This is a genomic window from Roseomonas acroporae (assembly GCF_023223525.1).
Lineage (GTDB): Bacteria > Pseudomonadota > Alphaproteobacteria > Acetobacterales > Acetobacteraceae > Roseomonas_E > Roseomonas_E acroporae.
This window is the reverse complement of sequence record NZ_JALPRX010000001.1, coordinates 17,967-40,772: the sequence shown is the minus strand read 5'-3', so window position 1 is coordinate 40,772 and position 22,806 is coordinate 17,967. Positions and strand designations below refer to the sequence as shown.

Below are 22,806 nucleotides of genomic sequence, written 5' to 3'. Positions count from 1 at the left end.
CAAGGCACGGTGGAAGTGGGGCCCGCCCTCCCCCCATCGGGGTCGGGGCGGGCGGCTGGTCAGGCGGAATTCTGCTCCGCGGCACGTTCACCGTAGATGAACAGCGGCGTGGCCCGGCCCTCCGCGACCTCGCGGTTGACCACGACCTCGTCGACCTCCTCCAGGCCCGGCAGCTCGAACATGGTGCCGAGCAGGATCGACTCCATGATCGAGCGCAGGCCGCGGGCGCCGGTGCGGCGCTGGATGGCGCGGTTGGCGACGGAGCGCAGCGCGTCGTCGGTGAAGGAGAGCTTGGTGCCCTCCATCTCGAACAGGCGCTGGTACTGCTTGATCAGGGCGTTCTTCGGCTTGGTCAGGATCTCGACCAGCGCCTTCTCGTCCAGGTCCTCCAGGGTCGCCACCACCGGCAGGCGGCCGATGAACTCGGGGATCAGGCCGAACTTCAGCAGGTCTTCGGGCTCCACCTCGCGCAGGATCGCGCCCGTGCGGCGCTCGTCGGGGGCGCGGACCTCGGCGCCGTAGCCGATGCCCGAGCCCTTGCCGCGGCCGGAGATGATCTTCTCCAGCCCGGCGAAGGCGCCGCCGCAGATGAAGAGGATGTTCGAGGTGTCCACCTGCAGGAATTCCTGCTGCGGGTGCTTGCGCCCGCCCTGCGGCGGCACGGAGGCGACGGTGCCCTCCATGATCTTCAGCAGGGCCTGCTGCACGCCCTCGCCCGAGACGTCGCGGGTGATCGAGGGGTTGTCGGACTTGCGGGAGATCTTGTCGATCTCGTCGATGTAGACGATGCCGCGCTGCGCCCGCTCGACGTTGTAGTCGGCGGCCTGGAGCAGCTTGAGGATGATGTTCTCGACATCCTCGCCGACATAGCCCGCCTCGGTCAGCGTCGTCGCGTCGGCCATGGTGAAGGGCACGTCGAGGATGCGCGCGAGGGTCTGCGCCAGCAGCGTCTTGCCCGAGCCGGTGGGGCCGACGAGCATGATGTTGGACTTGGCGATCTCGACGTCGTTGCTCTTGCCGCCGTGGGCGAGGCGCTTGTAGTGGTTGTGCACCGCGACCGAGAGGACCTTCTTGGCGTGGTCCTGGCCGATCACGTAGTCGTCGAGGACCTTGCAGATCTCCTTCGGCGTCGGCACCCCGTCGCGCGACTTCACGAGGTGCGTCTTGTGCTCCTCGCGGATGATGTCCATGCAGAGCTCGACGCACTCGTCGCAGATGAACACCGTCGGCCCGGCGATCAGCTTGCGCACCTCGTGCTGCGACTTGCCGCAGAACGAGCAGTAGAGGGTGTTCTTGGAATCGCCGGACTTGCTCATGGGCACTCCTCGCTCCCAGTCGCCCCGGCGAGGGGGCCTGCTGGCGCGCCAAAGGGTATTCTAGCCACGCTTTCGCCGACGCGAAAGCGTAACCTCACGAATAGTTGAGGAAAGCCGGTCCCGAGGAAGGCTCGCGGCGAGGCCGGCGAGCGGCGCCGGGCCGGGCACGGCCGCCGCTCCGCCGCCCCGCGCCTCACCCCTTCGGCGCCTCGGCGGCGCCGGGGGCGGCCGGCCGCTCCTCGACCACGTGGTCCACCAGCCCGAAGTCCCGGGCCTCCTCGGCGGCCATGTAGCTGTCGCGCTCCAGCTTGCGCTCGATCGCCTCCAGCGGCTGGCCGGTGTGCTTGACGTAGATCTGGTTCAGCCGCTTGCGCAGCGTCAGGATCTCGCGCGCCTGGATCTCGATGTCGGTGGCCTGGCCCTGGGCGCCGCCCGAGGGCTGGTGCACCATCACCCGGGCGTTCGGCAGGGCGTAGCGCTTGCCCTTCGCCCCGGCGCAGAGCAGCAGCGAGCCCATCGAGGCCGCCTGGCCGATGCAGACGGTGCTCACGGGGGCGCGGATGTACTGCATCGTGTCGTAGATCGCGAGGCCGGCCGAGACCACGCCGCCCGGGCTGTTGATGTAGAAGGCGATGTCCTTGTTCGGATTCTCGCTCTCCAGGAACAGCAGCTGGGCGCAGATGAGCGAGGAGACCTGATCGTATACGGCCCCCGTCAGGAAGATGATCCGCTCCTTGAGCAGGCGCGAATAGATGTCGAAGGAACGCTCGCCCCGAGCGGTCTGCTCGATCACCATGGGGACGAGGTTGTTGCTGTGGATCTCGATCGGATCGCGGTCCCGGAACATGCGTGTGGCCCCTTTTCTGGGGCAGGCGCGCGTCGGGAGGGGGACCGCGGCGGCAACCGGGCCGACCATGCGGGATCGGCCCCGGCACCGTCCCGCCCGGATCGGCGCGACCTGCCTGAGCCGCCTAATGTGGGGTAGCGAGCGCAACCGGGAAAGGGGTTTCTCTCGGCGGCCGGCGGGAGGCGGGCAGAGGGCCGCGGCACCCGCCGGGGGACGGAACATCCCTCGGATTCCCAGGGGATTCCCTGGCCGGGCAGGGCCATCGCGGCGCCGGCGCCCCTCCCGGACCTGGGAGATCCGGGTGGGCCACCCCGCCCGGACGGACCGGGTCCGGGGAGGGCGGCGCCTCCCCCGGACGGGGCGCCGGGAAGGTAGCCGGCGTCAGGCCCTGGCGGCGTCGGCCGGGGGCGCCGCCAGTTCCTCCGGCGTCACCTCGCGGTCGGTCACCTGGGCGAGCTCCAGCATGAAGTCCACCACCTTCTCCTCGAAGAGCGGCGCCCGCAGGCCGTCGGCGGCCTGGGGGTTCTTGCGGAAGAAGTCCAGCACCGCCTGCTCCTGGCCCGGGTAGCGCGAGGCCTCCTGGCGCATCGCCCGGGCCATCTCCTCGCTGCCGACCTGGATGTTGTTGGTGCGGCCGATCTCGGAGAGCAGCAGGCCGAGGCGGATGCGCCGCTCGGCGATGCCGCGGTACTCGGCCTTCAGCGTCTCCTCGTCCTTGCCCTGGTCGTCCTCGTCAAGGTTGCCGGCCTTGCGGTCCGCCTCGACGCGCTGCCAGATCTGGTCGAACTCGGCCTGCACCAGCCCCTCGGGGACCGGGAAGCCGGCCTGGTCGGCGAGCTGGTCCAGCAGGGCGCGCTTGACCTTCATGCGCGAGAGCTGGTCGTACTCGCGCTGCATCTGCTCGCGCAGCAGGTCCTTGATCTTCTCCAGGTCCTCGAAGCCGAGCTTCTGGGCGAGCGCGTCGTCGATCGCCGGCAGCACCTTGTACTTGATGGCCTTGACCGTCAGCTCGAACTCGGCCGTCTTGCCGGCCAGCTCCTTGGCGCCGTAATCCTCGGGGAAGGTCGCCGTGATGGTGCGGGTGTCGCCGATGTACATGCCGGCGATCTGGTCGGTGAAGCCGGGGATGAAGCCCGGGCCGCCGACCTCGATGTTCACGTCCTGGGCGCTGCCGCCCTCGAAGGCCTCGCCGTCGATGCGGCCGACGAAGTCGGCCACCACCACCTCGCCCGGCTCGGCGTAGCGGCCCGGCGCCACGTCCTCCAGGGTGCGGTTGCGCTCGGCCAGCGTCTCCAGCGCCTTGTTCAGCGCCTCGTCGCCCGGGACGGCCTTCAGGCGCTCGAGCCGGACGGCGGAGAAGTCCGGCATCGGGATCTCGGGCATCACCTCGAGATCGACCTTGAACTCCAGGTCCGCGCCGTCGGCGAAGTTCACCACCTCGATCTTGGGCTGCTGCGCCGTGCGCAGGCCGCGGTCGGTCACCACCTGGCGGGTGGCGTCGTTCACCGACTGCTCCAGCACCTCGCCCAGCACCGCCTGGCCGTAGCGCTTCTGCACCACGCTCGCCGGCACCTTGCCGGGGCGGAAGCCCGGCAGGCGAAGGTCCTTGGCCAGCGCCGCCAGGCGACGGTCGCGCGTCGCCGCGATCTCGCTGGCGGGAACCACGACGGAGTAGGCCCGCTTCAGCCCCTCGGACGCGACCTCGGTCACCTGCATCGTCTTATGCACCTGTTCCTGAGTAGGTACCGGGGGCCGTCCTCGTGCGGGAGGCGCGTCCCGGGGTGCCGGAGGGGGCGACGGTGGTGCGGACGGAGGGACTTGAACCCCCACGGCTTGCGCCACCGGAACCTAAATCCGGCGTGTCTGCCAATTCCACCACGCCCGCGCTGGCTCCCCGGGCCCGCCCGGTCCGGGCGGTCCGGCGGGGCGATCCGGCAGAGAGCCACCCGGTGGCCACCGGGTGGCCGCCGCGGCGGTGAAGGCGGGCGTGTAGCGCAGCCGCCCGCGCTTTCCAAGGTCGGGCAGCGGCGCGGGCGGCCGAAAACCCCCTCCCCCGCGCCTTTCGGCCCGGATTCGCCGCCCGATGCTGCCGCCGGCCGGCTTCGCTGCACTGCGAACCGAGTTGGTTGCCCGTGCCGTGCCGCGACCCCTAGGCTGGGGCAATTCACAAGGGATGGCCGGGCAAGGCCGCCTGCCGGGACGAGACGGACCAGTGACGGGCGGCGCCCCTGCTTCCGCCACCCCTCCCCGACGGCCCGCCGGCCGGGGGGCGGCGGCGGCCGGGCTGATACCCCGCCGCCACGCTCCCCAGGAGGCGCCTGCGGGCCCCCGCCGGGCCACGCCGGCCACGCTTGGCCCCAGGGGAGGAGACGCGATTGGCGACGGTCACGCTGCGCAACGTGCGGAAATCCTTCGGCAGCACCGAGATCCTCCACGGGGTGGATGTGGGGATGGCGGATGGCGAGTTCGTGGTGCTGGTCGGCCCCTCGGGCTGCGGCAAGTCCACGCTGCTGCGCATGATCGCGGGGCTGGAGAACATCACCGCGGGCGAGATCGACATCGGCGGGCGGGTGGTGAACGACGTGGCGCCGAAGGACCGGGACATCGCCATGGTGTTCCAGAACTACGCGCTCTACCCGCACATGACGGTGCGCGAGAACATGGCCTTCTCGCTGCGGCTGGCCAAGGCGCCGCGCGAGGTGGAGGAGGCGGAGGTGCAGCGCGCCGCCCGCATCCTCGGCCTTTCCGAGCTGCTGCACCGCTACCCGCGCCAGCTCTCGGGCGGGCAGCGGCAGCGCGTCGCCATGGGGCGCGCCATCGTGCGCAACCCGCAGGTCTTCCTGTTCGACGAGCCGCTCTCCAACCTCGACGCCAAGCTGCGCGTGCAGATGCGCGCCGAGATCAAGGAGCTGCACCAGCGGCTGCGCACCACCACCGTCTACGTCACCCACGACCAGATCGAGGCCATGACCATGGCCGACAAGATCGTGGTGATGCATGCCGGGCGGGTGGAACAGATCGGCGCGCCGCTCGACCTGTACGACCGGCCGGCCAACATGTTCGTCGCCGGCTTCATCGGCTCGCCCGCCATGAACTTCGTGCGCGGCACGGTGCGGGGCGACCGCTTCGTCTCGGAGGGCGCGGTGGACTGGCCGCTGCCGCCGCCCGCGGCGCGCGGCGGCGCCGGCGAGGGACGGCCGGCGGTGTACGGCATCCGGCCGGAGCACCTCTTCCCCGCCACCGGCGGCATCCCGGCCGAGGTGCAGGTGGTGGAGCCCACGGGCGCCGAGATGCAGGTGCTGGCGCGGGTCGGCGGCGCGCCGGTGCTCTGCGCCTTCCGCGAGCGGATCGCCGCGCGGCCCGGCGAGACCATCGGCATCGAGCCCGACCCGGCGCTCGCGCATCTCTTCGACGTGGAGACCGGCCGGCGCCTTTCCGCCTGAGTGCCCTGCCCGAACGCCGACCGCCCGGAAGGGTGGCGCGCGACGAAGAACGACAACGGAGGAGGACCAGGAATGACCCACACCACGCGGCGCGACGCGCTCGCCCTCGGCGCCGGGGCCCTCGCCGCCGCCGCGCTGCCGGCGCGGCGCGGCCAGGCGGCGATCCCGGTCGCCAACGTGCAGCCGCCGCGCCAGCCGGTCGAGCAGGGCGCCTCGCTGCGCGTGCTGCGACCGACCAAGTTCGTCGATCCGGACGAGGTGATCTTCCGCGAGAACACCCGCCGGTTCACCGAGACGACCGGCGTGCAGGTGCGCGTCGACTTCGCCGGCTGGGAGGATGTGCGGCCGCAGACCGCCGTCGCCGCCAACACCGGCGCGGGGCCGGACGTGGTGGTGGGCTGGCGCGACGACCCGCACCTCTACGCGGAGAAGACGCTCGACCTCTCCGAGGTCGCCAACTACCTCGGCCAGAAGTACGGCGGCTGGATGCCGCTGGCCGAGCGCTACGGCCGGAAGCAGGGCACCGCCACCTGGATCGCGATCCCGGTCGGCGCCTCGCGCGGCCCCTGCGTCTACCGCGGCTCCTGGGTGAAGGAGGCGGGCTACGACACCATCCCGAAGGAGCACGACCGCTTCCTCGACCTCTGCCGCAAGCTCAAGGCGAAGAACCACCCGCCCGGCTTCGCCCTGGGCAACGCGGTGGGCGACGCCAACAGCTTCTGCAACTGGGCGCTCTGGTCGCATGGCGGCTTCACCGTGGACGAGGAGGGCAAGCCGGGCATCAACAGCCCGCAGACGGTCGAGGCGCTGAAATACGCCAAGGAGCTGTACGGGACCTTCATCCAGGGCACCGTCTCCTGGGGCGACATCAGCAACAACCGCGCCTACACGGCGGGCGACATCTCCCTCACCTCGAACGGCGTCTCGCTCTACTTCTCGCTGAAGAACGACCCGGCGACGGCCGCCATCGCCGCCGACACCGAGCACGCGCTGATGCCGCTCGGCCGCGCCACCTCGCCGCCCGAGGCACCGCTGCTGCTCAACGCCATGGTGTTCCGCCACACGCGCTACCCGAACGCGGCCAAGGAATACCTGCGCTTCATGATGGAGGCCGAGCAGTACGACCGCTGGCTGACCGGCTGCCTCGGCTACTGGGCGCACCCGCTGCGCGCCTACGGCGAGAGCGCGGTCTGGACCTCCGACCCCAAGATCGCGGTCTACCGCGACACCTGCGAGAGCCGCTTCTGGGACGGCTACAAGGGGCCGATCTCGGCCGCCTCCGGCGCGGTGACGGCCGACTACGTGGTGGTGCAGATGTTCGCCGCCGTGGCGACGGGCCAGGCCACGCCCGAGGAGGCGGCACGCGAGGCCGAGCGGCGCATCCGCCGCTACTACCGCCGCTGAGCCGAACGGAAGGGGCCCCGCCATGTCCGTCACCACGGCGACGCCCGGCTGGGCCCGCCCCCGCACCCGGCCGGGCTGGCTGGCCCGTCTGTTCGACAGCAAGCCGTTCCTGATCGTCGCCTGCCTGTTCCCGGCGGTCGGGCTGCTGCTGGTCTTCCTCACCTACCCGCTCGGCCTCGGCGTCTGGCTGGCCTTCACCGACACGCAGATCGGCCGCTCCGGCGTCTGGGTCGGGCTGGAGAACTTCCAGGACCTGTTCGAGGACCGGGTGTTCTGGTCGGCCGTGTTCTACTCGGTCTTCTACACGGCCGCGGCGACGGCGCTGAAATTCGGCCTCGGCCTGTGGCTGGCGCTGCTGCTGAACCACCACGTGCCGTTCAAGTCGATCATCCGCGCCATCATCCTGCTGCCCTGGATCGTGCCCACCGTGCTCTCCGCCATCGCCTTCTGGTGGATCTACGACGCGCAGTTCTCGATCATCTCCTACGTGCTGGTGGACGTGCTGGGCTGGCGCGACACCTACATCGACTTCCTCGGCACGCCCTGGGCGGCGCGCTGGTCGCTGATCGTCGCCAATGTCTGGCGCGGCATCCCCTTCGTCGCCATCTCGCTGCTGGCGGGGCTGCAGACCATCTCGCCCTCGCTCTACGAGGCGGCGCTGCTCGACGGCGCCTCGCCCTGGCAGCGCTTCCGCCACGTCACCGCGCCGCTGCTGATGCCGATCCTCGCCGTGGTGCTGACCTTCTCGGTGCTGTTCACCTTCACCGACTTCCAGCTCGTCTACGCCATCACGCGCGGCGGCCCGGTGAATTCCACCCACCTGATGGCGACCCTGGCCTTCCAGCGCGGCATCCCGGGCGGGCATCTCGGCGAGGGCGCCGCGATCGCCGTCTCGATGATCCCGTTCCTGATCTTCGCCACGCTGTTCAGCTACTTCGCGCTCGCCCGGCGCAAGTGGCAGCAGGGAGAGAGCAATGACTGAGGCCCTCGTCCCCTCGCCGCAGCCATCCGCCGCCGCGATCGAGAATCCCGGCGCGCTGCTCTCCTGGGAGTCCCGCAGCCGGCGCGTGGTGACGGTCTATCTCCCGCTGGCCTGCTTCCTGTTCATCCTGCTCTTCCCCTTCTACTGGATGGGCATCACGGCGTTCAAACCCAACAACGAGATGTACGACTACGACCGCTACAACCCGTTCTGGATCCACTCGCCGACGCTGCAGAACATCTCCAAGCTGCTGTTCGAGACCAGCTACCCGCGCTGGATCATGACCACGATGGGCGTCGCGATCGGCGCCACGGTGCTCTCGCTCGTCTCCAGCGTGCTCGCCGCCTACGCGATCCAGCGGCTGCGCTTCCGCGGCTCGGCCTATGTCGGGCTCGCGATCTACCTCGCCTACCTCGTGCCGCCCTCGATCCTGTTCATCCCGCTCGCCACCATGGTCTACCAGCTCGGCCTGTTCGACAGCCCGCTGGCGCTGGTGCTCACCTACCCCACCTTCCTGATCCCGTTCTGCACCTGGCTGCTGATCGGCTACTTCAAGTCGATCCCCTACGAGCTGGAGGAGTGCGCGCTGATCGACGGCGCGACGCGCCTGCAGATCCTGCGCCGCATCACCCTGCCCCTCGCCGTGCCGGGGCTGATCTCGGCCGGCATCTTCGCCTTCACCCTGTCCTGGAACGAGTTCATCTACGCCCTGGCCTTCATCTCCTCCTCGGAGAACAAGACCGTGCCGGTCGCGATCCTGACCGAGCTGGTGCAGGGCGACGTGTACCAGTGGGGCTCGCTGATGGCGGGGTCGCTGCTGGGCTCGCTGCCCGTCGCGATCTTCTACTCGTTCTTCGTGGACTACTACGTGTCCTCGCTGACGGGAGCGGTGAAGGAATAGGGCACACGACCCGGCCGGAGAGGCGGCATCATGTATGAAATTTAATATACGAAGCCCGGCAGGACGTTCCGTATTGTAAGCGATCCCGCCGTATCAACGGCGCCGGGCGGGCCCACCCGGACTCCCGGACGCCGCCCCACGAGGCCCGGATTCCCGGGCCCGGACCCGGAGCAAGGAACGGCGCGCGATGGCGGATCTCATCAACGGGCTCGGCGGGCCCTCCGGCTTCGGCACCGACTATCTCGCGCGGAACGACGACGGCTCGACCGCGGCCATCGACCTCACCACGATCTTCGCCCACGGGCTGAACTTCTACGGCCACACCTACACGACGCTCTACCTCAACAACAACGGCAGCGTCACCTTCGGCACGTCGCTCGGGACCTACACGCCGACCTCGATCACCGGCAACACCAGCGTCCCGATCATCGCGCCGCTCTGGGCGGACGTGGACACGCGCACCGATTCGTCGACGCCGGCCAACGGCCCCGGCGTCGTGAGCCCGACCCAGGGCGGCACCTCGACCGGCTCGGACCTGCTCTGGTACCACCTCGATGCCGCGACCCACAGCTTCGTCGCGACCTGGGACGATGTCGGCTACTACAGCCGGCACACCGACAAGCTCAACGCGTTCCAGCTCCAGATCGTCAACACCGACCCGACCGGCAGCAGCGGCAATTTCGCCATCGTCTTCCGCTACGAGTCGATCAACTGGGTGACCGGCGACGCCTCGAACGGCAATGGCGGCTTCGGCGGCTATTCCGCCCATGCCGGCTACTCCGCCGGCGACGGCGTGCACTACTACGAGCTGTCGCAATCCGGCAACGACAGCGCGCTGGTGTCGCTCCCCGGCGCCAGCAACGTCAACATCCCCGGCGCCTACGTCTTCCAGGTCACCAACGGCGTGGTGGCGAACACCTACCATCCCGGCTACGACTTCAACAATGACGGCCATTCCGACCTGCTCTGGCGGAACGATGCCGGCACGATCGTCGACTGGATGATGAACGGCCCGCAACTCGTCGACGGCGGCACGGTGGCCGCGCTCGACAGCAGCTGGAGCATCAGGGGAACCGGCGACTTCAACGCCGACGGCCGGTCGGACCTCCTCCTGCAGAATGCCGGCGGCGCCATCGTCCAGTGGCAGATGAGCGGCTCGCAGATCGTCGGCGGCGGCCTCGACGCCACCCTCGACAGCAGCTGGAGCATCAGGGGAACCGGCGACTTCAACGCCGACGGCCGGTCGGACCTCCTCCTGCAGAATGCCGGCGGCGCCATCGTCCAGTGGCAGATGAGCGGCTCGCAGATCGTCGGCGGCGGCCTCGTCGCCACCCTCGACAGCAGCTGGAGCATCAGCGGACCCGGCGACTTCAACGCCGACGGCCGGTCGGACCTCCTCCTGCAGAACGCCGGCGGCGCCATCGTCCAGTGGCTGTTGAGCGGCTCGCAGATCGTCGGCGGCGGCAGCGTCGCCTCCCTCGACAGCAGCTGGAGCATCAGGGGAACCGGCGACTTCAACGCCGACGGCCGCGCCGACATCCTGCTGCAGAACGCCGGCGGCGCCATCGTCCAGTGGCAGATGAACGGCTCCCAGGTGAACGGCGGCGGGCTCGTCGCCCCCCTCGACAGCAGCTGGAGCATCACGGGAACCGGCGACTTCAACGCCGACGGCCGCGCCGCCCTCCTGCTGCAGAACGCCAACGGCGCCATCGTCGAAGGGCAGATGAACGGCTCCCAGGTGAACGGCGGCGGGCTCGTCGCCCCCCTCGACAGCAGCTGGAGCATCACGGGAACCGGCGACTTCAACGCCGACGGCCGCGCCGCCCTCCTGCTGCAGAACGCCAACGGCGCCATCGTCGAATGGCAGATGAACGGCTCCCAGGTGGCCGGCGGCGGGGTGGTCGCCGCCCTCGATGCCAGCTGGAAGATCGAGAAGGTCGGTGACTACAACGGTGACGGCAAGTCCGACATCCTGCTCCACAACACCAACGGCCAGGTGGTGGTCTGGGAGATGAACGGCACGCAGATCATCGGCGGCGGCGCGGTCGCCACGGTCAACGGCGACTGGCATCTCCAGTAGGCACCGCCGGCAGCCTCGGGCCGGCACGGCTCGGCCGGCGGCCGCCGGAAACGGCGCCCGCCGGCCGCACGCTCATGGCCGGTTGCGAAGCTGCGCCACGTAGCTGCGGTTCCAGGTCGGGCTGATCAGCACCTCGTTCAGCACCACGCGCGGCGGCAGGCAGGCGACGTAGAGGATCAGGTCGCCGCAATCCTCCGGCTGCACCATCCGCGCGCGCTCCTCCGCCGTCACCGGCTTCGGCCGCCGGTCGAGGATCGGCGTCGCCACCTCGCCGGGGCAGATCACGGTGGAGCGGATGCCGTTCACGCACTCCTCCATGTTCAGGCTGTGGCTCATCGCCACCACGCCGTGCTTGGCCGCCGTATAGGCCGGGCCGCTCAGCGGGCTGACGAAGCGCCCGGCGAAGGAGGCGGTGTGGATCAGCAGCCCGTCCCGCCGCGCCCGCATGAAGGGCAGCGCCACGGTGACGCAGTGGAAGGCGCTGAGCAGGTTGCCGCCGATCACCTCGGCCGCGCCCTCGGGCTGGAGCGTCGTCCAGTCGCGCGCCTGGATGTTCAGCCCGGCATTGTTGACCAGGATGTCGAGCCGCCCGCCCGCCGCCGCGATCGCCTCGCCGACGGCGCGCACCTCGGCCGCCACCATCAGGTCGGCCGGCCGGACCTCGGCACTGCCGCCCTGCGCGCGGATGCGCGCCGCGACATCCTCCAGCGGCGCGGCGCGTCGGCCGGTCAGGATGACCGCCGCCCCGGCCCCGGCCAGCTTCAGCGCGGCGGACTCGCCGATGCCGCTGCCCGCCCCCGTCACCCATGCCACCTTGCCGTCCAGCGCTCCGGCCATGCCGTCCTCCCCTTCCCGTTTCGTCGATGCCGAGTGTGCCGGGGCGGGCGGCGCGGCGGAAGCGGACAGGGAAGTCCGGCCCGAGGGGGTATGCGTCCGCCGAAATGATGCTATGGCATATCGCAGTCGCATGAGACGCGATCGGCCATGGCGCATCGTCCCCGGCGCGGTCGCCCCCTGCCGGCGACCCGCGTCGGCTGGAGCGGATTCCGCCCGGCCACGATCAGCTCGGCCACGATCAGACGGAAGCCGCGCCAGGGCTCCGCCCTTGCGCGTCTTTCGCACCCCCGGGCGACTGCACTCGGCCCGGGAACGCACTATCGTCCGTCCGCACATCAATGGGAGGAGTTCCGCGCATGCGAGGCAAAGGGAAGTTCGCGCTGGTCACCGGCGCCGGTTCGGGCGTCGGGCGCGCCGTGGCGCTGGCGCTGGCGGGCGAAGGCTATGCCGTGGCGCTGGCCGGGCGGCGCCTGGACGCGCTGGAGGAGACCGCGTCGCTCGCCGGCGCCGAGGCGCGCACCCTGCCGGTCTCGACCGACGTGTCGAACCCCGACTCGGTGAACGCCCTGTTCGAGCGCCTCCGCGCCGAGTTCGGCCGGCTCGACCTGCTGTTCAACAATGCCGGCATGAACGCCCCGGGCGTGCTGGTCGAGGACCTGCCGGCCGAGAAGTGGCTGGAGATCGTCGGCGTCAACCTCAACGGCTCCTTCTTCTGCGCGCAGGCGGCGTTCCGGATGATGAAGGAGCAGAGCCCGCAGGGCGGCCGCATCATCAACAACGGCTCGATCTCGGCGCACGCGCCGCGGCCGGATTCCGCCCCCTACACGGCGACCAAGCACGCCATCACCGGCCTGACCAAGTCGCTCTCGCTGGACGGGCGCAAGTACGACATCGCCGTCGGCCAGGTCGACATCGGCAACGCGGCGACGCCGATGACGCAGCGCATGCAGCGCGGCGTGAAGCAGGCGGACGGGCGCGTCGAGGTCGAGCCGACGATGGACGTCGCCAATGTCGGCACCGCCGTCTGCTACATGGCCAGCCTGCCGCTGGACGCCAACGTGCCGTTCCTGACGGTGATGGCCAACAAGATGCCCTTCATCGGGCGCGGCTGAACCGGCGCCGGGCACGCCCCGGCGGAACGGGCCGGCGGAACGGGCACGCCGCACGGCCCGGGGCGCGGCGAGCGCCCCGGCGCCGTGCGGCCGGCCTTCAGCCGCGCGGCGGCGCCTCGATCTCCCAGAAGGGCCGGTTCGCCTCGCGCGCCGCGTCGCTGCGCGAGAGGCCGATATCGGCCAGCATGCGCTCGTCCATCGCGGCCAGCTCGCGCCGCGTGACGATGGCGGTGCGGGCACGGCGGAACCAGTCCAGGGCGCCGCGCCAGACCGACGGCACGGCCGGACGGAAGGCGTGCGCCTCCAGGGCGGTGGCACGGGTGGCGACATGGACGGGCATCGGGAGCCTCCTCGGGGTTCGGCGTTGCCCGCACCAACTATGGCCGCCCGACACATAAGGGAAATGCATTGTATTGAGGCATGGCATCAATCATCCTGATGACCATGCTCACCGTGCCCACCGGCCTGGACGCCGACCTGCTGCGCTCCTTCGTGCTGATCGTCGAGAGCGGCAGCTTCACCCGCGCCGCGCGGCAGGTCGGGCGCACCCAGTCGGCCATCTCCATGCAGATGCGGCGGCTGGAGGAGCTGCTCGGCCAGAAGCTGCTGCTGCGCACCAGCGACGGGGTGGCGCCGACCCCACATGGCATCTGGCTGCTGGACCGTGCCCGCCGCGTGCTCGACCTCAGCGACGAGATCGTGGCCGCCTTCCATGCCCCGGCGGTGAGCGGGCTGGTCCGCCTCGGCTCTCCGGACGACTACGCGCTGCACTACCTGCCCGGCATCCTCGGCCGCTTCGCGGAGACGCACCCGGCGGTGGACGTGGAGGTGTTCTGCGCGCCCTCCAGCGAGCTGATCGGCCAGGTGCGGGAGAACCGGCTCGACCTCACCCTGATGTCCGAGGGGCAGGACACGAGCGGCCTGCTGACCCGGCACCTGTGGCGCGGGCCGCTGGTCTGGATCGGCTCGACGACGCACCACGCGCACCGGCGGGACCCGCTGCCGCTGGCCATGGCGCACGAGGACTGCGCCTGGCGCCGCAGCGCCGAGGCGGCGCTGTCCGAGGCCGGGCGCCGCTGGCGGCTCGCCTATGCCAGCAAGACCCAGGTCGGCACCTACGCGCCGACCATCGCGGGGCTGGCGGTGACGGTGGGGCTGCCGGCCTCGCTGCCGCCCGGGCTGCGGGTGCTGCGGGTCGAGGACGGGATGCCGGCGCTGCCGGAATTCGGCATCCAGCTCGTGCGGCCGCCGCTCGCCGGGGCGCGGCAGGCGGTGGCGGACGCGCTGGCGCGGTCGATCGAGGAGGGCTTCGCGGCGGCGCAGCTGCGGGAGGCGGCGTAGCCTGCCGCCCCTCCTTCCCGGCCCCTGGCCCGGCCCGGCCCGGCCGCGTCGGCCACCGCCGCGACCCGACCGGCCCTCCCGCCGAAGGCGGCCGGCGAGGTGGTCGCCAGCCCTTGATTCATCGCATTTTCCGAGTCGCCGGGCGAGTTTGCCCGGGTTGAAAATGCCCTACCCGCGCCGCACCCCGCCGGCATCGCCGTCACGCCCGCCGCCGGAGGACGCCTTGGCCGCCACCAGCGCGCGCCGGATCTCGTTCTCGCACGCCTCCAGCGCCTTGGAGGCCTGGGCGCGCATCGAGCGCGCCTCGTCGGCGATGCGCAGGCTGTCCTCGATGGTGCCGACCAGCGCCGCGTTGGCGCGCTTGACCGCCTCCACGTCGAACACGCCGCGCTCCACCTCGCGCCGCGCCTCGGCATTGGCCTGGCGCAGCGTCTCGGCGTTGGCGGTGAGCAGCTCGTTGGTCAGGTCCGTCGCGGCGCGCACCGCGTCGCCCGCCTCGCGCATGCGGTGGATGGCCAGCGCCTGGGCAAGCTGCTGGCGCCACAGCGGCACGGTGTTGGCCAGCACCGAGTGGATCTTGCTGGCCAGCGCCTTGTCGTTCTCCTGGATCAGCCGGATCGAGGGCAGCGCCTGCATCGCCACCTGCCGCGTCAGCTTCAGGTCGTGCACGCGCCGCTCCAGCTCGTCGCGCGCCGCGCGCAGGTCGCGCAGGTGCTGCGGCGCCACCAGGTCGTTCGGGTCCTGGGCGCGGCGCACGGCGGCCGGGACCACCTCGCTGTCGGTGCGCGCCAGCACCAGCTCGCCGGCCTGGATGTGCTCGCCGAGGCCGTGGAACCAGTCCAGCGTCGCGCCGTAGAGCCGCTCCAGCCGCTCCACATCCTCCAGCAGCCGGGTGCGGTGGCCGTCCAGCCGGTCGCCGATCTGCTCCACCTGCTCGCGCACGCCCTCGTAGCGGTGCAGGATGCGCGTCACCTCGGCGCCGCCGCGCGTGAACAGGCGCTGCAGGAGCCGGGGCCGCTCGGTGCCGAGGCTGGTGACGTCGAAGCCCTTCAGCGTCGAGAGCAGGCTGGAGAGCGTCTGGCCCGCCTCGCCGGTCTCGCGGTTGCGGGCCCCCTCCAGCATGGCGTCGGCGGCGGCCACGGCCCGGCTCTGCGCCGCCGCGCCGAAGCGCAGGATGGAACCCGGATCGGTCAGCTCGATCTGCCCGGCCAGCGCCACGATCTCCGGCGAGACGACGGTCGGCGTGCCGGCGGCCGGATCGGCCGCGCGCAGGTCGGCGGCGACGTCGCCCGCCGGCACGGCGGGGGCGCCCGGCGGGGCACCCAGCGGGGTGCCCGGCGGGGTGACGGTGGAGACGGCGCCACGACGAAGGCCGGCGATCACGCCTCGACCGGGGATGTCGCTCACGCGTAGCCCTCCTGGCGCAGCCTGTCGGACAGCACCTTGACCTGGATCTCCAGCGCCTCGGACTCCTCGCGGCGCAGGTTCAGACGCAACTCCTCCGCGCTGCGGGCGAGGTCCCCGAGCAGCGCGGGCAGGCCGGCGGGCGGCACGGCGCCGGCCCGCAGCCGGCCCACGATGCGGTCCAGCCCGTCCAGATGCAGGGCGAGAAAGCGGCGGGCCTGGGGCAGCCGGTCGGGCCGCGCCGACAATTCGTCCAGGAGGCCGGCCATGGACGAGACGGCCTCGTCCAGCCGGGGATCGCCCAGCGGCGTCGCATCGGCCAGCAGCCGGCCCAGCCGGGCGCGCGCCTCGGCCAGTGCGGGCGGCAGGGCGGGTGCCGGCACCGGCACCGGGGCGGGCGGCGGCGGCGCGGGCGGCACCGACTCGGGCAGACCGTCATAGGCGAGGCGGGTGCCGAGCCAGGCGCCGGCGCCGAGCAGCACCGGGATGGCGCCGTGCCAGTGCGCCGACAGCCCCGCCACCAGCCCGGTCGCGACGCCGAGCAGGATCGCCGCCCGGTTGGTGTCGCCGCGCCGGCCCCGGTTGAGCCGTCGCGCCGCCAGCACGGCGAGCCCGATCCCGAGCAGCGCGCCGGCGAGACGCTTCTCCTGGCCGTCCAGCAGCGCGATCAGCGCGGTGGGAACGAGCGGCAGGGCCAGCAGGGGCAGGCCGAGGCCGCGGTAGCGCAGCCGGGTCTCCAGCCAGAGCCGGTTCCAGGGCTGGCGCGCCTCCCGCGGGGCCGCGCCCCGCGCCGCGCCGGGAGGGAGGGAGTCGGCGCGCATCAGTCGAACACGGAGGCGACGACGTGGAAGAAGGCCGCCATGCCGGCCAGCCAGAAGGTGAGCATCAGCAGCAGCATCCCCGCGCCGCGCCGGAAGGGCAGCGGCAGCGAGGGCAGCAGGGGCCGCGGCACGATCATCGCCGGCCTCGGGGCCGGCTCCGGGACTGCTCTGGCTGGGCGCGGGTTCATGGCGGTCGGACCCATCGGGCGCGTGGTCATGTCAGCCCGCTAGATCGCGTTCCGACCGGGCCGGATCAAGGCCGCGCCCTCCCGCCGGCCCGCAAATGGGGCCAGCCGTGCGGTGGCCGGCCCGCGCCGGGTGCCGGCGGCGGCCGTGCGGCGCGGGGCGGTCACGCCGGCGCCGGATCGGCCGGCAGGGCGGCGGCCGCGGCACCGGGCGCACCGCCGACCGGCTGGGCGAGGGGCGCGAAGCGGAGCTCGACGATGACCGGCAGGTGGTCGGAGGCGACCCAGGCCGCGCGGTCGGTCCAGCCGCGTCCGAGCAGGCCGGCCGGCCGGGTCTGGATGCGGTCCAGCGCCAGGGCCGGGTGCCGCGCCGGGAAGCTGCGCAGCCGCGTCCGCCCCGGCAGCACCGGTGCCAGCGATCGCTGCACCACGCCGCGCCACGCCCATTCGTTGAAGTCGCCGAGCGCGATCACCGGATCGGGCGCCGCCGCCGCCAGCGCCGCCAGCCGTGCCGCCTGGAAACGGCGCTCCGGCGCCCGCAGGCCGAGATGCGCGGCCAGGACGTGCAGCGGCCCGCCCGGCGTCGCCACCGTCGCGGCGATGGCGGCGCGCGGCTCGCGGCCCGCGAAGGAGAGGTCGTGCAGCGCGGCGTCGCGGATCGGCCAGCGGCTGAGCAGCATGTGGCCGTACCGGCCGCCCTCTCCCCAGAGCGTCGGCGCCTCGACGGCGTGCGGCCCGAAGGCATGGCGCAGCAGGCGGAACGGATCGTCCGCGCCGCCGTGGCCGCGCGACTCGACCTCCTGCACCGCCAGGATGTCGGGATCGTGCCGGCGGGCCAACGCGATCACCCGTCCCAGGTCGTAGCGCCGGTCGGCGCCGATCCCGGCATGGATGTTCCAGGTCATCACGCGCATGCGCCGGCCCCGTCGCGGCGGCCCGTGCCGCCCGCGTCGCGCATCGCCGTCGGGGCGGCTCCGCCCCGGCCCTCGCTGCGAAGGGCGCCGCCCCTCCCCGGCCCCGACCCGCGAGGGCGCGCGCGCCGCGCCGGTCCCCCCGCTCCGGGGGCGGGCGGTTCAGTCCTCATGCCGCGCGCGGCGGACCGCCTTCTGCAGCACCCAGGTCAGGCCGATCCAGGCCAGCAGTATCGCCGACAGCTCCAGCACGCCGCGCAGCGAGGGGTGCAGGATCATGCGGGTCAGCCGGTCGCCCAATGCCGTCATCAGCGCCACCCCGGGCAGCAGGCCCAGCGCCGTGCCCGCCATGTAGTCCGGGAAGCGGATGCGGATGGCACCCGCCACGAGGTTGACCAGGGTGAAGGGCGCCACCGGGATCAGCCGGATCGCGGTGACCGCCATGATGCCGTTGCGCCCGATCTGCCGGGTGACGCGGTTGATGCGCGGCCCGGCCACCCGGCGCAGCAGGTTCGGGCCCAGCCAGCGCCCCAGCGCGTAGGTCGCGGCGGCGCTGAGCAGCGCGCCGCCCGCCGCGTAGGCCAGCCCCGGCCAGGTGCCGAAGGCCGCCGCCGTGCCGATGATGAGCAGGTTCACCGGGAAGGCCACGAAGCCCAGCAGCAGGAACAGGCCGAGCGCCACCAGCGGCCCCCAGTGCCCGCCCGCTTCCAGCGCCGACCGCACCGCGCCGGGCCGGAGCAGGCCGGGGACCGGCGTGTAGCGCCAGGCCAGCACCAGCAGCAGCACCGGCAGCAACCCCAGCAGGCCGATCAGCAGCCAGGGCATGCGCCGGCGGGGCGGGTCCTCGGAGAAATCGGCCAGGAATTCGCCGGGGTCGATCGGGCGGTTCGGATCCGCCGCCGCCTCGATGCCGGGCACGGTCGGGCAGTCCTCCAGCGTGCCGTCCTCGATCCGGCGCAGGCCGCGCCGCACCCGCGCCAGCCGGTCCAGCGCGGCGAACAGGGAGCCGGCGCGGCCGATCTCGGCCGCCACGCGCTCCGGCGGCTGGCCGAGATGCTCGCCGAGCAGCCGGTCGCGCACGCGGGCGATGCCGATGCGCGTCTCCCGCCCCGCCGGGCCGGGCGCCGCCTCCACGACGAGGTCGCACTCGGAATCCGTGCCCATGGAGCGGTTGGCGAGGTTGGCCGAGCCGACCCGCAGCAGCCGGTCGTCCACCACCATCACCTTGGCATGCACCATCACCGCGCTGCCGTGCCGGCCGAGGCCGACCTTCGGGTAGACGAGGCGCACCTGCTTCCCGAAGCCCGCCTCGCGGATCGCGCACATGAAGCGGATCCGGCCGGCGAGCATGGTGCGGTGCTCCAGCCAGGTGTGGTGCGTCCGCGGCGCCACGATCAGCACCTCCAGCCCCGGCCGCCCGCGCAGCCGCCCGATCAGGTCGCGGGCGACGGCGGCGCTGGTGAGGAACTGGTTCTCGATCACGATGGTGCGCTCGGCGCTCGCGATCATGTCGGCGTACAGCGCCTCCACCTCGCGTATCTCGGGCTCGCCGCCGCAGGCCGGCCAGGTGCGGGCGATGCCGACGGCGACGTCGCGCAGGTCCGGCGCCACCGCCCGGGGCCAGGGGTCGGGCAACGGATCGGAGCCGGGCGGGGCGGGGCGCGCGAGGGATTCGCAGGCGGCGCGGCGCCAGCGCTCGCGCACCAGCTCGCCCAGGGCGGCGGCGGCCTCGCCGTCCACCATCATCTGCACGTCGTGGAAGGGCGGGTAGGGCCGGCCGCCGGGGTCCACCCGGTCCGGGTCGCGCGGCTCGTGCGCCGCGCGGTCCCAGCGGCGTATGGTCAGGTCGAGCCCGCCCGAGAAGGCCACCGCGTCGTCCACCACCACGATCTTCTGGTGCTGGGCGGCGGCGAAGGGCAGCACGTTGTCGAGGCACAGCTCCACCTGCGGCGGGGTGCGCCAGCGCAGCTTCAGCACCGGCAGCAGCTCCCGCTCCAGCGCGTAGAGCATCGCGTAGTCCCAGAGCAGCAGCTTGACCGAAAGCCCGGGGCGGCGCGCCACCAGCGCCGCCAGGAACTCGCCCAGCGTCTCCGGCAGCCCGTCCGTCGCCTCGGCGTCGGGGCCGACCAGACGGGTGCGGCTGTCGATGTCCCAGCCGACGACGTGGATGGTGGAACGGGCGTTCAGCAGGGTCCGGCGCAGCGCGTCGAAGTAGGCGTCGCCGTTGGACAGCACCGTGGCCCGCCCGGCGCGGGCGACACGCCAGACGTTGCGGCCCTCGCGCAGCACCGTGGCCCCGGCCGGAGCGCCGGCGGTGGGGGCGGCATCGGTCCCGTCCCGTCCCAGGGTTTCCGTCATGCCCAATTCGCGGCTTCCCGAACGGCCATCATGCCTGCCGCAACGCAGCAAAGCAGCCGCCGTTCGGTCCCGACCGTGCGTGGTGCGGTACGGGGCGTGGCACGGGGCGGCCCCGGCGGGGGCACGGCGCCGTCCGGCCGGATGCCCGCCCCCTGCCGCCGTTCCTCCGCCCCCCTCCCCGGTCCGGCCCCATCCGGCCTATTCGGGGGCATGCCCGACGACGACCTGCTGCCCCCCGGCACGCGCGGCCTGATCTTCGATTGCGACGGCACGCTGGTGGACACGCCACCCGTCTACGCCGCCGCCTGGGCGGCCGGCTTCCGGCTCTCCGGACGGGAGATGGCGCGCGACTGGTACATGCGGCGGGCCGGCCTGTCGGAGTCCACGCTGCTGGACGCCTTCGAGGCCGAGCACGGCGTCGCCCTGGACCGCGCGGCGGTGGTGGCGCGGATGCGGGCGGCCTTCCTGGCAGGGCTGGGGCGGCTCGCCGAGATCGCGACGGTCACGGCCATCGTCCGGGGCCAGCGGGGGCGACTGCCGATGGCGGTGGCCTCGGGCGGCTCGCGCGAGATCGTCGCGGCGACGCTGCGCGCGACCGGCCTCGCGCCGCTGTTCGATGCGGTGGTGACCTTCGACGATGTCGGCCGTGCCAAGCCGGATCCGGCGCTGTTCCAGGAGGCGGCGCGCCGCCTCGGCGTGCCGCCGGCGGGCTGCGTGGTGTTCGAGGACAGCGCGGAGGGGCTGGAAGCCGCGCGCCGGGCCGGCATGCGCCCCGTCGACGTGGCGATCCTGCGGGGGAGCACGCCGCCGGGACGTGGCTGACGCCACGGGGGCGGCGTGCCGGCCGGGCGCGGCGGAACGGACGGGGTCCGGGCCTCCCCAGCCTCCCGCCGGCGCCGGCGGGTGGGCTTCAGGGAGGGCCGGTCCTCCCGGTCCGGGGCATGCCGCCTACCCTCCCGCGCCCCGTCAGAGCTGGACCTTCAGGAAGCGCCCGATCTCGCCGACGATGCCGCGGCGGAACAGCAGCACGGCGAGGCAGAAGATCACGCCCTGGATCACCGTCACCCAGGCGCCGAATTCGGCGAGATAGTTCTCCATGGTGATGATGACGGCCGCGCCTACCACCGGCCCGAAGATGGTGCCGAGGCCGCCGAGGAGGGTCATCAGCACCACCTCGCCCGACATGGCCCAGTACACGTCGGTCAGCGTCGCGATGCCGAAGACCAGCGACTTGGTGGCGCCGGCCAGTCCCGCGAGGGCGGTGGAGAGCACGAAAGCGAGCAGCTTGTAGTCGTCGGCGCGGTAGCCGAGGGAGACGGCGCGCGGCTCGTTCTCGCGGATCGCCTTCATCACCTGGCCGAAGGGCGAGTGGACGATGCGATGGACCAGGAAGAAGCCGATCAGGAACACCGCCGCCGTCAGCCAGTACATGTGCATGTCCGGGGCGAGGTCGAAGATCCCGAACAGCCGGCCGCGCGGGATAGCCTGGATGCCGTCCTCGCCGCCGGTGAAGGGAGCCTGCACGCAGAAGAAGTACACCATCTGGGCGAGGCCCATGGTGATCATGGCGAAGTAGATGCCCTGCCGCCGGATCGCCAGCCAGCCGAAGGCGACGCCGAGCAGGGTGGCGACCAGCGTGCCGGCCAGGATCGAGATCTCCGGGGTCAGCCCGAGCTGCTTGGCGCAGTAGCCGGCGATGTAGCTGCCCATGCCGAAATAGGCGGCGTGGCCGAAGGAGAGCAGGCCGACATAGCCGATCAGCAGGTTGAAGGCGCAGGCGAACAGGGCGAAGCAGAGCAGCTTCATCAGGAAGACCGGGTAGAGCACGAAGGGCCCCACCGCGATCAGCGCCAGCAGCACCGCGAGGGCGGCGAGCTGCGGCCCGGAATAGCCCAGGATGCTCATCGAATGGCCGGCGGCGGCCGTGGCCGGAACGCCGGAGGGGGAAGTAACCGAGCCGGACGCCATGTCTCAGGCCCTCCCGAACAGGCCGGCGGGTCGCACCAGCAGGACGATGACCATGATGACGAACACCACCGTGGCGGAGGCCTCGGGCCAGAAGACCTTGGTCAGCCCCTCGATCACGCCGAGCAGGAAGCCGGTCAGCACGGCGCCCATGATCGAGCCCATGCCGCCGATCACCACCACGGCGAAGACCACGATGATGAGGTTGGAGCCCATCTGCGGGTTCACCGAGTAGATCGGCGCCGCCAGCACGCCGGCGAAGGCGGCCAGCGCCACGCCCGCGCCGTAGGTCAGCGTGACCATGCGCGGCACGTTGACGCCGAAGGCCTGCACCAGCGCCGCGTTCTCGGTGGCGGCGCGCAGATAGGCGCCGAGGCGCGTCTTCTCGATCACCAGCCAGGTGCCGAGGCACATCACCGCCGCCGCCACCACCACCCAGCCGCGATAGACGGGCAGGAACATGAAGCCGAGGTCCCAGCTGTCGCTGAGCGCCTCCGGGATGCGGTAGGCGAGGCCCGAGGAGCCGAAGTAGTTGCGGAACAGCCCCTCGATGATCAGCGCGAGGCCGAAGGTCAGCAGCAGGCCGTAGAGGTGGTCGAGCTTGTAGAGGTGGCTGATCAGCAGCCGTTCCAGCACCACGCCGATGGCGCCCACGATCAGCGGCGAGAGCAGCAGCGCCCACCAGTAGCCGATGCCGAGCCAGTTCAGCAGCATCCACGCCACGAAGGCGCCCATCATGAACTGCGCGCCGTGCGTGAAGTTGATGATGTTGAGCAGCCCGAAGATCACCGCGAGGCCCAGCGAGAGCATCGCGTAGAAGGCGCCGTTGATCAGCCCGAGCAGCAATTGCCCGAACAGCAGCGGCGCGGGTATGCCGAAGATGTCGTCCATTGGTTGTT

At 72.2% G+C, this 22,806-nt stretch carries 20 protein-coding genes and 1 tRNA gene; 8 read left to right on the top strand and 13 right to left on the bottom strand.

Annotated features, from left to right (window positions below):
* Positions 1–59: 59 nt before the first annotated feature.
* The 4 genes from clpX to M0638_RS00190 form a co-directional block, all read right to left on the bottom strand.
* Positions 60–1,316, bottom strand: coding sequence for an ATP-dependent Clp protease ATP-binding subunit ClpX (gene clpX / locus M0638_RS00205; RefSeq protein ID WP_248664925.1), 1,257 nt, complete (start codon positions 1,314–1,316; stop codon positions 60–62).
* A 193-nt stretch (positions 1,317–1,509) separates the two neighbouring features.
* Positions 1,510–2,163, bottom strand: coding sequence for an ATP-dependent Clp endopeptidase proteolytic subunit ClpP (gene clpP / locus M0638_RS00200; RefSeq protein ID WP_282571747.1), 654 nt, complete (start codon positions 2,161–2,163; stop codon positions 1,510–1,512).
* A gap of 381 nt (positions 2,164–2,544) precedes the next feature.
* Positions 2,545–3,879, bottom strand: a complete 1,335-nt coding sequence (tig, locus tag M0638_RS00195; RefSeq protein ID WP_248664989.1) for a trigger factor — start codon at positions 3,877–3,879, stop codon at positions 2,545–2,547.
* 84 nt (positions 3,880–3,963) lie between these two features.
* Positions 3,964–4,048: transfer RNA gene (locus tag M0638_RS00190), tRNA-Leu, on the bottom strand.
* A 490-nt stretch (positions 4,049–4,538) separates the two neighbouring features.
* Between M0638_RS00190 and M0638_RS00185 the strand changes: the two genes are divergently transcribed.
* The 5 genes from M0638_RS00185 (at position 4,539) to M0638_RS00165 (ending at position 10,973) form a co-directional block, all read left to right on the top strand.
* Positions 4,539–5,606 carry an ABC transporter ATP-binding protein gene (locus M0638_RS00185; protein WP_282571746.1) on the top strand — a complete coding sequence of 356 codons (1,068 nt, stop codon included), beginning with the start codon at positions 4,539–4,541 and terminating at the stop codon, positions 5,604–5,606.
* Positions 5,607–5,678: 72 nt separating this feature from the next.
* A complete protein-coding gene (locus tag M0638_RS00180; protein ID WP_248664924.1) occupies positions 5,679–7,010 on the top strand; it encodes an ABC transporter substrate-binding protein in 1,332 nt (443 codons plus the stop codon).
* A 22-nt stretch (positions 7,011–7,032) separates the two neighbouring features.
* Entirely contained in the window at positions 7,033–7,992 is a 960-nt protein-coding gene (locus tag M0638_RS00175) for a carbohydrate ABC transporter permease (RefSeq protein WP_248664923.1), read from the top strand.
* The gene (locus M0638_RS00170) at positions 7,985–8,893 is read left to right on the top strand and encodes a carbohydrate ABC transporter permease (protein WP_248664922.1); all 909 of its coding nucleotides are present in this window, start codon (positions 7,985–7,987) and stop codon (positions 8,891–8,893) included. The genes M0638_RS00175 and M0638_RS00170 overlap by 8 nt, the downstream gene beginning before the upstream one ends.
* A gap of 187 nt (positions 8,894–9,080) precedes the next feature.
* Positions 9,081–10,973, top strand: a complete 1,893-nt coding sequence (locus M0638_RS00165) for a nidogen-like domain-containing protein (RefSeq protein ID WP_248664921.1) — start codon at positions 9,081–9,083, stop codon at positions 10,971–10,973.
* 72 nt (positions 10,974–11,045) lie between these two features.
* On the opposite strand, the gene M0638_RS00160 is transcribed toward M0638_RS00165, so the two are convergent.
* Positions 11,046–11,810 (bottom strand): SDR family oxidoreductase, encoded by a 765-nt coding sequence (locus M0638_RS00160; RefSeq protein ID WP_248664920.1) that lies wholly within the window; start codon positions 11,808–11,810, stop codon positions 11,046–11,048.
* 356 nt (positions 11,811–12,166) lie between these two features.
* Between M0638_RS00160 and M0638_RS00155 the strand changes: the two genes are divergently transcribed.
* Positions 12,167–12,922 carry an SDR family oxidoreductase gene (locus tag M0638_RS00155; RefSeq protein WP_248664919.1) on the top strand — a complete coding sequence of 252 codons (756 nt, stop codon included), beginning with the start codon at positions 12,167–12,169 and terminating at the stop codon, positions 12,920–12,922.
* A gap of 97 nt (positions 12,923–13,019) precedes the next feature.
* Here the strand turns inward: M0638_RS00155 and M0638_RS00150 are convergent, their stop codons facing one another.
* The gene (locus tag M0638_RS00150) at positions 13,020–13,262 is read right to left on the bottom strand and encodes a DUF1127 domain-containing protein (RefSeq protein WP_248664918.1); all 243 of its coding nucleotides are present in this window, start codon (positions 13,260–13,262) and stop codon (positions 13,020–13,022) included.
* Positions 13,263–13,342: 80 nt separating this feature from the next.
* Between M0638_RS00150 and M0638_RS00145 the strand changes: the two genes are divergently transcribed.
* A complete protein-coding gene (locus tag M0638_RS00145) occupies positions 13,343–14,263 on the top strand; it encodes a LysR substrate-binding domain-containing protein (protein ID WP_248664917.1) in 921 nt (306 codons plus the stop codon).
* A gap of 168 nt (positions 14,264–14,431) precedes the next feature.
* Here M0638_RS00145 and M0638_RS00140 read toward each other — a convergent pair whose 3' ends face one another.
* From M0638_RS00140 to M0638_RS00120, 5 genes are all read right to left on the bottom strand, one after another.
* Complete coding sequence (locus tag M0638_RS00140) at positions 14,432–15,670, bottom strand: toxic anion resistance protein (protein WP_248664916.1); 1,239 nt, start codon at positions 15,668–15,670, stop codon at positions 14,432–14,434.
* Complete coding sequence (locus M0638_RS00135) at positions 15,667–16,488, bottom strand: hypothetical protein (RefSeq protein WP_248664915.1); 822 nt, start codon at positions 16,486–16,488, stop codon at positions 15,667–15,669. The genes M0638_RS00140 and M0638_RS00135 overlap by 4 nt, the downstream gene beginning before the upstream one ends.
* Entirely contained in the window at positions 16,488–16,625 is a 138-nt protein-coding gene (locus tag M0638_RS00130; RefSeq protein ID WP_248664914.1) for a hypothetical protein, read from the bottom strand. Before M0638_RS00130 ends, M0638_RS00135 begins: the two co-directional genes overlap by 1 nt.
* Positions 16,626–16,837: 212 nt before the next feature.
* On the bottom strand, positions 16,838–17,578 hold the full coding sequence (locus M0638_RS00125) for an endonuclease/exonuclease/phosphatase family protein (protein ID WP_248664913.1): 741 nt from the start codon (positions 17,576–17,578) through the stop codon (positions 16,838–16,840).
* A gap of 168 nt (positions 17,579–17,746) precedes the next feature.
* Positions 17,747–19,942: a VTT domain-containing protein gene (locus M0638_RS00120; protein ID WP_248664912.1), complete on the bottom strand. Its 2,196-nt coding sequence runs from the start codon at positions 19,940–19,942 to the stop codon at positions 17,747–17,749.
* Positions 19,943–20,152: 210 nt separating this feature from the next.
* Here M0638_RS00120 and M0638_RS00115 point away from each other — a divergent pair, with 210 nt between their 5' ends.
* Positions 20,153–20,764: an HAD family hydrolase gene (locus tag M0638_RS00115; RefSeq protein ID WP_248664911.1), complete on the top strand. Its 612-nt coding sequence runs from the start codon at positions 20,153–20,155 to the stop codon at positions 20,762–20,764.
* A 144-nt stretch (positions 20,765–20,908) separates the two neighbouring features.
* On the opposite strand, the gene M0638_RS00110 is transcribed toward M0638_RS00115, so the two are convergent.
* Together M0638_RS00110 and M0638_RS00105 are read right to left on the bottom strand one after the other, a co-directional pair.
* A complete protein-coding gene (locus M0638_RS00110; protein ID WP_456316017.1) occupies positions 20,909–21,910 on the bottom strand; it encodes a branched-chain amino acid ABC transporter permease in 1,002 nt (333 codons plus the stop codon).
* Positions 21,911–21,913: 3 nt separating this feature from the next.
* Entirely contained in the window at positions 21,914–22,798 is an 885-nt protein-coding gene (locus M0638_RS00105) for a branched-chain amino acid ABC transporter permease (protein ID WP_248664910.1), read from the bottom strand.
* Positions 22,799–22,806: the final 8 nt, after the last annotated feature.

Coding starts and splice junctions, on each gene's coding strand:
- M0638_RS00135 (WP_248664915.1), bottom strand. CDS start 16,488: ATGCGCGCCGACTCCCTCCCTCCCGGCGCGGCGCGGGGCGCGGCCCCG.
- M0638_RS00110 (WP_456316017.1), bottom strand. CDS start 21,910: ATGGCGTCCGGCTCGGTTACTTCCCCCTCCGGCGTTCCGGCCACGGCC.
- M0638_RS00170 (WP_248664922.1), top strand. CDS start 7,985: ATGACTGAGGCCCTCGTCCCCTCGCCGCAGCCATCCGCCGCCGCGATC.
- tig (WP_248664989.1), bottom strand. CDS start 3,879: ATGCAGGTGACCGAGGTCGCGTCCGAGGGGCTGAAGCGGGCCTACTCC.
- M0638_RS00165 (WP_248664921.1), top strand. CDS start 9,081: ATGGCGGATCTCATCAACGGGCTCGGCGGGCCCTCCGGCTTCGGCACC.
- M0638_RS00150 (WP_248664918.1), bottom strand. CDS start 13,262: ATGCCCGTCCATGTCGCCACCCGTGCCACCGCCCTGGAGGCGCACGCC.
- M0638_RS00120 (WP_248664912.1), bottom strand. CDS start 19,942: ATGACGGAAACCCTGGGACGGGACGGGACCGATGCCGCCCCCACCGCC.
- clpX (WP_248664925.1), bottom strand. CDS start 1,316: ATGAGCAAGTCCGGCGATTCCAAGAACACCCTCTACTGCTCGTTCTGC.
- M0638_RS00175 (WP_248664923.1), top strand. CDS start 7,033: ATGTCCGTCACCACGGCGACGCCCGGCTGGGCCCGCCCCCGCACCCGG.
- M0638_RS00105 (WP_248664910.1), bottom strand. CDS start 22,798: ATGGACGACATCTTCGGCATACCCGCGCCGCTGCTGTTCGGGCAATTG.
- M0638_RS00130 (WP_248664914.1), bottom strand. CDS start 16,625: ATGATCGTGCCGCGGCCCCTGCTGCCCTCGCTGCCGCTGCCCTTCCGG.
- M0638_RS00180 (WP_248664924.1), top strand. CDS start 5,679: ATGACCCACACCACGCGGCGCGACGCGCTCGCCCTCGGCGCCGGGGCC.
- M0638_RS00115 (WP_248664911.1), top strand. CDS start 20,153: ATGCCCGACGACGACCTGCTGCCCCCCGGCACGCGCGGCCTGATCTTC.
- M0638_RS00145 (WP_248664917.1), top strand. CDS start 13,343: ATGGCATCAATCATCCTGATGACCATGCTCACCGTGCCCACCGGCCTG.
- clpP (WP_282571747.1), bottom strand. CDS start 2,163: ATGTTCCGGGACCGCGATCCGATCGAGATCCACAGCAACAACCTCGTC.
- M0638_RS00160 (WP_248664920.1), bottom strand. CDS start 11,810: ATGGCCGGAGCGCTGGACGGCAAGGTGGCATGGGTGACGGGGGCGGGC.
- M0638_RS00155 (WP_248664919.1), top strand. CDS start 12,167: ATGCGAGGCAAAGGGAAGTTCGCGCTGGTCACCGGCGCCGGTTCGGGC.
- M0638_RS00125 (WP_248664913.1), bottom strand. CDS start 17,578: ATGACCTGGAACATCCATGCCGGGATCGGCGCCGACCGGCGCTACGAC.